Raw genomic sequence first — 11,360 nt, forward strand, 5'->3', positions numbered from 1 at the left:
ATTTATCAACGCTCTTCAAACTGCGCTATACTAGAAAATTTATTGTATTCTTTTTGGAAGATTAATTGCACTGTGCCACGCGCTCCTGAACGGTTCTTCTCCAAGATAACTTCGATAGTATTGTCTTCGACAGCGTCATCAATTTCTTCACCTTCACGACGATAATAATCATCACGATATAAGAAGGCAACGATATCCGCATCTTGCTCGATAGAACCTGATTCACGAATATCTGACAACACAGGACGTTTATCCTGACGTTGTTCAACACCACGAGACAACTGACTAAGTGCGATAACAGGGACTTTCAGCTCTTTTGCTAAAATTTTCAATTGACGGGAAATATCAGAAACCTCCTGTTGTCGGTTTTCTGGACGTGTTCCTGTAATCAACTGTAAGTAGTCAATAACAATCAAACCAAGACCACCCTCAACTTCTTGAGACAGCTTACGTGCTCGTGCACGAATTTCAGTGATTTTAATCCCTGGTGTATCATCAATATAAATCGGTGCTTCTGCCAAAGCACCTTGGGCAATGGTAATGTTGTTCCATTCTTGGTCGCTCAATTGACCTGTTCGAAGGTGGTGAGAATCAACCATTCCCTCAGCAGCCAACATACGGTCAACCAAACTTTCAGCACCCATTTCCAGAGAGAAAATAGCGACTGGTTTATTTTGTTTAGTCCCAACGTTTTGCGCAATGTTCAAAACAAAAGCAGTTTTCCCGACGGCTGGACGCGCAGCAAGGATAATTAATTGGTCAGGGTGTAAACCTGTTGTAATCCTATCCAAATCACGAAAACCAGTCGGCAATCCAGTAACATCACTTGTCTGACGAGAACGGATTTCCAAATTTTCATAGTTGACCTTCAAAACATCTGAAATCTTACGAAAACCACTGCGATTGCTATGTTCATTAATCTCAACAAGGGCTTTTTCCGCCCCCGCAATAACGTCTTCAGAATCCGTAGCACCTTCATAGGCTAGGTTTACAGTCTCTGTCAACCTAGAGATGATATTACGCAGCATCGCCTTTTCAGCGACAATTTTAGCATAATATTCTGCATTGGCACTCGTAGGAACACTATTGACAAGTTCGACAATGTAAGACAAGCCACCAATGTTTTGTAAATCCCCTTGGTCATCAAGAATTGTTCTAACTGTTGTGGCATCAATAGCCTCATTACGATCGCTAAGTGTAATCATTGCCTTAAAAATAACTCTATGAGAATACTTATAGAAATCATCTGGGCTAATATATTCACGGACAGTAATAAGCTTATCTGGCGAGATAAAAATCGAACCTAAGACAGATTGCTCTGCTAATAAATCTTGTGGCTGAACTCTCAATTCTGGCTCTTCTGCCAAATTCTTCACCTCCCCTAATAACCTCTAAACGTAGGACTATGCTTCCTTAATGCTTAATTTAATTTCAGCAGTTACTTCCTTGTGTAACTTAACAGGAACTTCGACAGAACCAATTGCACGAATTGGATGATCTAACTCGATAGAACGTTTGTCGATTTTTAAACCAAACTGTTTAGCCAATTCTTCAGCAATTTTCTTAGCTGTAATTGAACCAAATGTACGTCCATCAGGTCCAACTTTTTCGGTAAACTTAACAACTGTGGCTTCTTTTTCAAGCTCTGCTTTAAGCGCTTGAGCTTCTGCTAAAATTTCAGCTTGTGCTTTTTCTTCTGCTTTTTGTTTACCTTTTAATTCACCAATAGCTTGGTTAGTCGCTTCTTTAGCTAAATTTTTCTTAATTAAAAAGTTTTGGGCATAGCCTGTTGGGACCTCTTTAATTTCGCCTTTTTTCCCTTTACCTTTAACATCTGCTAGAAAAATAACTTTCATCACTCTACCTCCATGTTTTCTCTTAAATCATTTTCAATTATTTCAAGTAATAAGTGTTCGGCTTGACTAACAGTTATGTCTGATAGTTGACAAGCTGCTAGGGTAAAATGACCACCGCCACCAAGTTCTTCCATCATTCGTTGAACATTGATTTTACTGCGGCTACGTGCCGAAATAGCTACTTTATTAGGAGCAACCTGAACAATAACAAACGTTGCTTCAATGCCAGCTAGAGATAACATGGTATCCGCAGCCTTACTGGCAACTACTTTACTGTAAACCACATTATCGCCACCACTGGCAATGATAATGTTGTCATAAAGTTTACGACCTTTGAGAATAAGTTCATTAACCAATCGATATTCCTCAAAATCTGTTTGAGAAATGTTTTGAATTTCAATGCTATCACTTCCTTGAGATCTAAGATAGCTTGCAACATCAAATGTTCGACTTGTAACGCTAGCTGAAAAATTCTTCGTGTCCAACATAATCCCTGCCATTAAAATACTAGCTTGAATTTTACTTAGACGTTTACCAGCATTTTGGAATTGAATTAATTCGGTTACTAATTCACTTGCGCTACTTGCACCACTTTCAATAAAGGTCAATATGGCTTTTTCTGGAAAATTATTGTCACGACGATGATGATCAACAACAATGACATCTGTAAATCTGTTGTAAAGTTCTTGCGATAACGTTAAGTCAATCTTAGAATGGTCTACCATTATCAACAATGACCGACTTGTCACTAGCTGTAAAGCTTGGTTGACTGAAATTAGATTTGTTTTTCCATCTTCTTGTAACCTTTTAACTGCTCTTGCAATATCAGGACTCATTTCATCGGGATTGTAAACTGCATAAGCCTCCTCGATAACATTATTTGCAAAGAACTGCATCCCAATTGCTGAACCAAGAGCATCCATATCTAGATTACGATGTCCGACAACAAATACTCTATCCACATTTTTTATGTGGTCGGAAATAGCAGTCATCATCGCACGGGTACGTGTACGGGTACGTTTAACGGTAGATACTGACCCACCACCAAAATACAATGGTTTCTTATGCTCATCATTTTCACAAATAACAACTTGGTCACCACCACGCACAAGTGCCGTATTCAAATTTTGGAGAGCCACTTGCCCAATTTGCTGATGATTATCGTCACCATAAGCAACCCCCATGCTCAAAGTCAGCGGTAACTCATGCTCTTCTTTAGCCTGTTTACGAAAAGCTTCTAGTACTGTAAACTTATCGTCAATTAGACTACTTAAAACAGCATAATCTGTGAAAAAGTAAAAACGGTCCATATCCACACGACGATAAAAAATATTTTTAGACTTCGTGAAATTCGATATGAAATTAGCAATAAAACTATTGATTTGAGAAATTTCCGCATCAGATAAATCATCTGTTACATCGTCATAATTATCAATTGAGATAATCCCGATAACTGGTCGCAAAAGCGCAGCATCTCCTAGTTGACGATTTCCCATTGACGTATCAAAGAAATAAAAAATCCCTGAAGATGAATCAATGTAAGATGAATATTTATTGCCATTTAACTCAAAAGTTTGGCTGGAATCTCCTTCACGCTTATTGCCAATAATTTTTTGGATGAGCTCGTCCTCAAATTCTCCTTCTTCACTAGTGAAGATAAGTTCAGCGTATGGATTAAACCACTCAACTTCATTTGTAGATTGCTCAAATTGAATAACACCAACAGGCATCTGTTCTAATAAACTCTTCAAATTGACTTCTGTTTGGTCGTTTAGTAATTCAATTTGTTCACGTTCTGATAACTCATATGTTTTTTTTTGATAATAAAGCAATGCAACAAGCAAAGACAACGCCAAAAAGATTGTAGCTAAAATAGCTGACTCCGTCTGAAAAAGTCTGACACAAATAGCCAAAATCCCGAATAAAATCAAGCCTATCATGACTAAGTGAATAGTTGCAAATCGAAATCTTTTCATTGGTTAACCTCTTAGCTTACAATTATACCATAAAACAGCCCTATTTGATAGAGCTGTCATTGGTTTAAAGATTACAATTTTATGACTTAATCATTCGCTTTTCTATGATGCTTTTGCTTGCCTTCTAGGTAAACCATCAAAATAGAAATATCTGCTGGGTTAACACCCGAAATACGGCTTGCTTGACCGATTGTTTCTGGGTTAATTTTCTTGAATTTTTGACGTGCTTCTGTTGCGATAGAATCAATATCATCCCAGTCAATATTAGCAGGAATACGTTTTTCTTCCATGCGTTTCATTTTGGCTACCTGGTCAAGGGCTTTGTTGATATAACCTTCATATTTGATTTCAGTTTCCAAAAGTTCAATTACTTTGCTGTCAAGTTTTTCTTCAGCAGGACCAACAAAGCTTGTCGCAATGTCATAATTGATTTCAGGACGACGTATGAATTCTTTTGCTGTCAAAGCATCTGTCAACGGTTTGAAACCAAGTGCTTCAATACGTGCATTAGTTTCTTTAACTGGCTTGATTTTAAGAGTTGACAACCTTGTCAACTCATTGTCAAATTGACGTTTACGATTCAAGAAACGTTGATAACGTTCATCATCAACCAAACCGACACGGTGACCAATCTCAGTCAAACGCATATCAGCATTATCATGACGCAAAATCAAACGATATTCCGCACGACTTGTCAACAAGCGATAAGGTTCCAACGTTCCTTTCGTGACCAAATCATCAATCATAACACCAATGTAAGCATCACTACGTTTAAGAATCATTTCTGGCTTACCTTGAACTTTCAAAGCAGCATTGATACCAGCAACAATTCCTTGACCAGCAGCTTCTTCGTAACCTGACGTACCATTGGTTTGACCAGCCGTAAATAGACCTGAAATTTTCTTCGTTTCAAGCGTTGCACGCAATTGATGTGGCAAAACGATATCGTACTCAATCGCATATCCTGTACGCATCATTTCAGCATTTTCAAGACCTTTGATAGAGTGAACTAATTCTTTTTGAACATCTTCAGGAAGACTAGTTGACAAACCTTGAATGTAAACTTCTTCCGTTTCACGACCTTCTGGTTCTAGGAAAAGTTGGTGACGTTCTTTATCCGCAAAGCGCACAATTTTATCTTCGATAGACGGACAATAACGAGGTCCTACCCCTTTAACAATACCTGAAAACATTGGTGCACGGTAAAGGTTTTTATTGATAATATCGTGGCTTGTTTGGTTCGTATAAGTCAACCAGCAAGGAATTTGGTCTTTGAGGTAATCTTCATCATTGGACATGAATGAAAAATGATTTGGTTTTTCATCACCTGGTTGAATCTCTGTTTTATCGTAATTGATAGAACTTGCTTTGATACGTGGTGGTGTTCCTGTTTTGAAACGACCAATTTCAAGACCTAATTCTTTCAAATTATCTGCAAGTCCAATAGAAGCTAAACTGTTATTTGGACCAGAAGAATATTTAAGCTCACCTAGGATAATTTCGCCACGAAGGGCTGTCCCTGTTGTGATAACAACTGCTTTAGCTGAAAATTTCTGATTAGTAGCTGTGCGAACACCAACAACTTTACTATCTTCGACTAAAACTTCTTCAATCATTGACTGACGCAATGTCAAATTTTCTTGTTGCTCAACCGTATGCTTCATTGTACGAGAGTAAAGAGCCTTATCTGCTTGCGCACGAAGAGCACGCACAGCAGGACCTTTACCAGTATTTAGCATTTTCATTTGAATGTAAGTCTTGTCAATGTTTTTACCCATTTCGCCACCGAGAGCATCAATTTCGCGAACGACAATCCCTTTGGCAGAACCTCCAATTGAAGGGTTACATGGCATAAAGGACAACATTTCCAAATTGATTGTTGCCAGCATCGTTTTACAACCCATACGAGCCGCAGCCAAACTAGCTTCAACACCAGCGTGCCCAGCACCAACAACAATTACATCATAATTTTCAGCAAATTCGTGTGTCATGATTCAATCACAATATCAAGTAAATCTTAGCTGAATTTTATCCATTCAGATTAATAAAACATTAGCTAAATCTACTTAAAGCATTCCTTTCCAAATATAAAATTAAGATTATTAATACACAAAAAAACAGCCAAAACCCTCGAAAATTGTGCGGCAAAAACGCACAATTCTCATGAGCTTTGACCATCATGATTATTGTTATGATTATTGTATCAAATTAAGTTAAAATGTCAATTTAATTGCCGATAATTTTTCGAGCAATAGTTGATTATATAGATAAGCCAAACCTGTCAACTTTTAATTACATTTTTGTCAACTAGATATATTGACAAGCGACTCCATTTTTATAAGCTATATCAATGATTCCGCCACCTAGGCATTCTTCGCCATCATAGAAAACAACAGCTTGACCTGGTGTAATAGCACGTTGTGGTTCATCAAAGACAACTTCTGCTTTGTCACCTTTAACATGCACTGTAACTTTAGAGTCTGGTTGACGGTAACGGAATTTTGCAGTAACTTCCATTGTAAATTCTTCTGGCATATGACGTGTGAAGTGAATACTTGAAGCATCAAGGCTAGTTGACATTAATGATTCATGATAGAAACCTTGTCCAACGTAAAGAATATTTTTTGAAAGGTCTTTTCCGACAACAAACCAAGGCGCATTGTCGCCACCTTGTTGACCACCGATACCAAGACCGCCACGTTGACCGATTGTATAGTACATCAATCCAGCGTGTTCACCCATATCACGACCATCAACAGTCATCATACGACCTTTTTGTGCTGGTAAATATTGACTAAGGAATTGTTTAAAGTTCTTTTCACCGATAAAACAAATTCCTGTTGAATCTTTTTTCTTAGCTGTCGCAAGACCTGCACGTTCTGCGATTTTACGCACTTCTGGTTTTTCCAAATGCCCAAGTGGAAACATTACTTTTTGCAATTGTTCTTGTGATAATTGACTCAAGAAGTAAGTTTGGTCTTTATTATTATCTGCTCCACGAAGCATATGAACAGTACCGTCTTCATCACGAGAAACTTGCGCATAATGTCCAGTTGCTACGTAATCAGCTCCAAGCGTCATGGCATAGTCAAGGAAAGCTTTAAACTTGATTTCCTTGTTACACATAACGTCTGGATTTGGTGTGCGTCCTGCACGATATTCCGCTAGGAAATATTCGAAAACACGATCCCAATATTCTTTTTCAAAATTGACAGAGTAGTATGGAATACCAATTTGGTCAGCCACAGCTGCCACATCTTTATAATCTTCGGTTGCTGTACAAACACCGAATTCGTCTGTGTCGTCCCAATTTTTCATAAAGACACCGATAACGTCATAACCTTGCTCTTTCAAAAGGAGAGCCGTTACAGACGAATCAACGCCACCACTCATACCGACAACAACACGTATTTTTGAATTATCTATCATGATAATCCTCCCATCAAGATATTTTTTTCGAACATAGGCTTGAAGGGCCCAGTTTTTCAAAAATCGATTTGAAGGTCGATTTTGAATGCGTGAAACCACGCGAAGACTATTATAACATGAAATTTCATTTATATAAGTCTTTTACACTTAATTCTAATGCTTTTTCTCATTTATTATCGTTTACCCTTTTGCCTTCCTCTGTTATAATAAGTAAGCATAGATTCTTAAAGGAGTAGATATGAAAAATCTAAAATTCCAATCCGTATTCGACATCATCGGTCCCGTGATGATTGGTCCGTCTAGTAGCCATACGGCTGGGGCTGTTCGCATTGGAAAAATTGTTAACTCTATTTTCGGAGAAATTCCCAATTCCGTAACCTTTCATTTGTACAATTCATTTGCTAAGACTTACCGTGGCCATGGAACTGACAAAGCTCTCGTTGCAGGTATCCTTGGCATGGATACTGACAATCCTGACATCAAAAATTCATTAGAAATCGCTCACCAGAAAGGCGTTCGCATTTATTGGGATATTCTCAAAGATAGTAACGCTCCACATCCAAATACCGCTAAAATTACCGTTGAAAAAGGTGACAAAAGCATGAGTATTACTGGCGTATCAATCGGCGGAGGAAATATTGAGGTAACTGAACTAAATGGTTTCTCTGTATCGCTGAAAATGAATACACCAACTTTAATTATTGTTCACCAAGACATTCCTGGAATGATTGCCAAAGTGACAGATATTCTATCTGAACATCATATCAACATCGCCCAAATGAATGTAACTCGTGAACGTGCTGGTGAAAAAGCAATCATGATTATCGAAGTTGACTCTCGTGATTGTCACAAAGCTGTTGAACAGATTCAACAAATTCCACATTTGCACAATGTTAATTTCTTTGATTAGAAAGGAAAAGAATGTTTTATTCTATTAAAGAATTAGTTGAACAAGCCGATAAAGATTTTAACGGTAATATTGCTGAACTAATGATTGCCACCGAAATGGAATTAAGTGGGCGTAGCCGTGATGAAATCATTCACATCATGACGAAAAACCTTCAAGTCATGAACAATTCTGTTACTGACGGACTAACCCCTAGTAAATCAATTAGTGGTCTAACTGGTGGAGACGCCGTCAAAATGGACACCTACCTTAAATCGGGTAAGACTTTGTCAGATACCACTATCTTGACCGCTGTCCGCAATGCCATTGCTGTCAATGAACTGAATGCCAAAATGGGACTTGTTTGTGCTACACCAACAGCTGGCTCTGCTGGTTGTTTACCTGCCGTTCTGACAACTGCTATTGACAAATTAAAACTTTCTGAAGAAGAACAGTTGAACTTTTTATTCACTGCTGGCGCTTTTGGACTCGTTATTGGAAATAATGCTTCAATCTCTGGTGCTGAAGGTGGCTGTCAAGCTGAAGTTGGCTCTGCTTCTGCAATGAGTGCCGCAGCTTTGGTTAAGGCTGCTGGTGGCTCTGCTTTCCAAGCCAGCCAAGCAGTTGCTTTTGTTATCAAAAATATGCTTGGGCTTATCTGTGATCCTGTTGCAGGGCTTGTTGAAGTCCCATGTGTTAAACGCAATGCTCTTGGTTCAAGTTTTGCACTTGTGGCTGCTGACATGGCACTTGCTGGCATTGAATCTCAAATTCCAGTTGACGAAGTTGTTGATGCGATGTATCAAGTTGGAGCAAGTCTTCCAACTGCCTTTCGTGAAACTGCCGAAGGTGGCTTAGCTGCCACACCAACAGGACGACGATTACAAGCTCAAATTTTTGGAGAATAGTTTGCTAAGCATTTAGTATTTTAATACTATAGTAGCAAAACATTCAATCTTGACAAAATTGTCAATGATGAGTTGACACTATTTTACAGGAGAGTAAATATGAAATCTATCTTATTCGACCTCGACGGAACCTTGGTAAATTCCAGTCCAGGAATCAAAGCAGCATTTAATTACGCTTTTAAAAGATTACAGTTACCTTTACAGACTGACAAGCAATTGTCAACATTTATCGGTCCACCCTTAGAAGTTACCTTTGCTAATTATTTCACTGAGAAAGCCGATATTGACAATGCAATAAAAACTTTTAGAGAATATTATAACGCTAAAGGTGTTCATCAAGTTTCACTTTATGCTGGTATTTCCGACCTACTAAAAGAATTGAATGACTTAGGCTACTCTCTCTATGTCACAACAAGTAAACACGAACCAATGGCTAAACTAATGTTGACCGAGCTTGGTATCATCTCAAACTTTAAGCAAGTTTATGGTTCAACTCCTGAACATTTTCACAAAGCAGATGTGATTAACACTTGTCTTACAGAACAAGTAATCCAAGCAGCCGAAGCCGTCATCATCGGTGATACAAAATTTGATATGATTGGTGGTCAGAAAACAGGTGTTAGAAGGCTTGGTATTACTTGGGGCTTTGGTTCTGCTGAAAGTTTACAAGAATACGGCGCTGAAATAATCTGTCATCAACCACAAGACATTAAAAAAACACTATCATCGCTATAAGATGATTAGTGCTTTCTTTTTTATTTAGCTTAATAACCCCAAGCAGATAAGCCTTGAGCATTATAGGCGTTTATAGCAGCTGTAATCTGATCTTGAACAGTTGCTGTTGACCCCCAACCAGGCATTGTTTGAAATAAACCTGATGCCCCAGAAGCATTTGTCACACTTGGATCACCATTAGATTCACGTGCAATGATTGCTTCCCAAGTTGATTGAGGAACACCTGTTGCTGCTGCCATTTGCGCTGCAACTTCTGTACCGACAGTACCAGCAGTGTTTCCATTTGATGCTGTTGTTGCATCAACTACTTCTGAACTTGTTGTTGTCGTATAAGAAGCTGACTCTGTCGCAGTCGTATCTTCAACAACTGGCTCTTCTGATTCTGTGTAAACTTCTTCTACCTCAGTAGCTTCTTCGGTAGCAGGTTCTTCATACACCTCGCTGATTTCTGCTGAGCTAGACTCAGATGATGTTGTACTTGTTACTGTTTGATTTAAAGTCGATGAAAGACTTGTAGATGTTGATTTAACAACCTCTGCCTCAGCATGTGTTGTAAACGTATCTGAGAATAATTCTATTTTTGGAATAAGGAAAATAATCATAGCCAAGCTCAAAGTTGCTCCGAGCACGCTAACGATAATATTTCTTATTTTTCTTTGTTTTGCTTTAGCAATCCTACTATACATAAATATAAACTATATACCTCTCTAGAACTCCTTTTTCTATCGTATAATTTAATTGTTACTCGGAGATTGAAAATATGTTAAAAATGTTACAAAAACATTGAAACTTACCCCAATTCTCCTGAAAAATACTATTTTAAAGCCATTTTGAGCAAACAAAAAAGATTTGAGAGTTTCTCTCAAATCTTTTTAACTAATTATCTAAAATCTTAATACCAACCATTTGCATTCCAGAAGGCAAGGGCTGCTGACCATGAACCATAACGGCTTGCAACGTATGCATCTGCAACACGTTCTTGGTTTTCAGCTGATAAGTCACCATTCAAGTAAGAAATCGTTAATTGGTAACGTCCGTAGTATTGACCATTTTGAGCTGTGTAGCTACCACTTGATTCGCGTTGTGCGATTGTTTCTTTAGCGGCTGCATCTGCTGAGCTCAAGTTTGATGAATAAGTTGTACTTGTAGTTGTTGTTGTATCTGTACTTGCAGCAGTAGATGTTGCTGATGATGAATCATCAGTAGTAGCTGCTGAAGTTGTAGTTTCTGTTGTTGAAGCTGTTGAATCCAATTCTAAGATTTGACCAACAGTAATGAAGTCAACGTTAGAGATACTATTTAATGATGCCAATTGTTCAACTGTAGTATTGCAAGTTGAGGCAATTTCAGAAAGAGTATCACCTGATTTAACTGTGTAAGAATCTGCATTAGCGACTGCTGGGGCGATCAGTGCTGCTGCAAAAGCTGCGCTAGCAACTCCTAACTTAATAGTTTTCGATTTACTTTTTAAAGTATTTTTTTGCATTATATGCTCCTTTTTACAAATTAGTATAGGATATATAATACAGGGTTAATGTTACCTGAGCTTTAGTCTTTTATTAAAATTATT

At 38.1% G+C, this 11,360-nt stretch carries 10 protein-coding genes; 3 read left to right on the forward strand and 7 right to left on the reverse strand.

Going from position 1 to position 11,360, the window contains the following annotated elements:
* Positions 1–5: 5 nt before the first annotated feature.
* The 5 genes from dnaB to mnmA form a co-directional block, all read right to left on the reverse strand.
* Positions 6–1,367 carry a replicative DNA helicase gene (gene dnaB, locus SMA_RS10340; RefSeq protein ID WP_014295481.1) on the reverse strand — a complete coding sequence of 454 codons (1,362 nt, stop codon included), beginning with the start codon at positions 1,365–1,367 and terminating at the stop codon, positions 6–8.
* Positions 1,368–1,403: 36 nt separating this feature from the next.
* Positions 1,404–1,856, reverse strand: coding sequence for a 50S ribosomal protein L9 (rplI, locus tag SMA_RS10345; RefSeq protein ID WP_014295482.1), 453 nt, complete (start codon positions 1,854–1,856; stop codon positions 1,404–1,406).
* Positions 1,856–3,832: a DHH family phosphoesterase gene (locus SMA_RS10350; RefSeq protein WP_014295483.1), complete on the reverse strand. Its 1,977-nt coding sequence runs from the start codon at positions 3,830–3,832 to the stop codon at positions 1,856–1,858. Before SMA_RS10350 ends, rplI begins: the two co-directional genes overlap by 1 nt.
* 86 nt (positions 3,833–3,918) lie before the next feature.
* Entirely contained in the window at positions 3,919–5,823 is a 1,905-nt protein-coding gene (gene mnmG / locus SMA_RS10355; RefSeq protein WP_014295484.1) for a tRNA uridine-5-carboxymethylaminomethyl(34) synthesis enzyme MnmG, read from the reverse strand.
* Positions 5,824–6,139: 316 nt separating this feature from the next.
* The gene (mnmA, locus tag SMA_RS10360; RefSeq protein ID WP_014295485.1) at positions 6,140–7,261 is read right to left on the reverse strand and encodes a tRNA 2-thiouridine(34) synthase MnmA; all 1,122 of its coding nucleotides are present in this window, start codon (positions 7,259–7,261) and stop codon (positions 6,140–6,142) included.
* Between the two features lie 238 nt (positions 7,262–7,499).
* Here mnmA and sdaAB point away from each other — a divergent pair, with 238 nt between their 5' ends.
* The 3 genes from sdaAB (at position 7,500) to SMA_RS10375 (ending at position 9,790) form a co-directional block, all read left to right on the forward strand.
* A complete protein-coding gene (sdaAB, locus tag SMA_RS10365; protein ID WP_014295486.1) occupies positions 7,500–8,171 on the forward strand; it encodes an L-serine ammonia-lyase, iron-sulfur-dependent subunit beta in 672 nt (223 codons plus the stop codon).
* An 11-nt stretch (positions 8,172–8,182) separates the two neighbouring features.
* A complete protein-coding gene (gene sdaAA, locus SMA_RS10370) occupies positions 8,183–9,055 on the forward strand; it encodes an L-serine ammonia-lyase, iron-sulfur-dependent, subunit alpha (RefSeq protein WP_014295487.1) in 873 nt (290 codons plus the stop codon).
* A gap of 99 nt (positions 9,056–9,154) precedes the next feature.
* Positions 9,155–9,790: an HAD hydrolase-like protein gene (locus SMA_RS10375; RefSeq protein WP_014295488.1), complete on the forward strand. Its 636-nt coding sequence runs from the start codon at positions 9,155–9,157 to the stop codon at positions 9,788–9,790.
* 29 nt (positions 9,791–9,819) lie between these two features.
* On the opposite strand, the gene SMA_RS10380 is transcribed toward SMA_RS10375, so the two are convergent.
* Both SMA_RS10380 and apf read right to left on the reverse strand, forming a co-directional pair.
* Positions 9,820–10,476, reverse strand: a complete 657-nt coding sequence (locus tag SMA_RS10380) for a transglycosylase SLT domain-containing protein (protein ID WP_014295489.1) — start codon at positions 10,474–10,476, stop codon at positions 9,820–9,822.
* 206 nt (positions 10,477–10,682) lie between these two features.
* Entirely contained in the window at positions 10,683–11,276 is a 594-nt protein-coding gene (gene apf, locus SMA_RS10385) for an aggregation-promoting factor (RefSeq protein ID WP_014295490.1), read from the reverse strand.
* Positions 11,277–11,360: the final 84 nt, after the last annotated feature.

The sequence above is a fragment of the Streptococcus macedonicus ACA-DC 198 genome (assembly GCA_000283635.1).
GTDB lineage: Bacteria > Bacillota > Bacilli > Lactobacillales > Streptococcaceae > Streptococcus > Streptococcus macedonicus.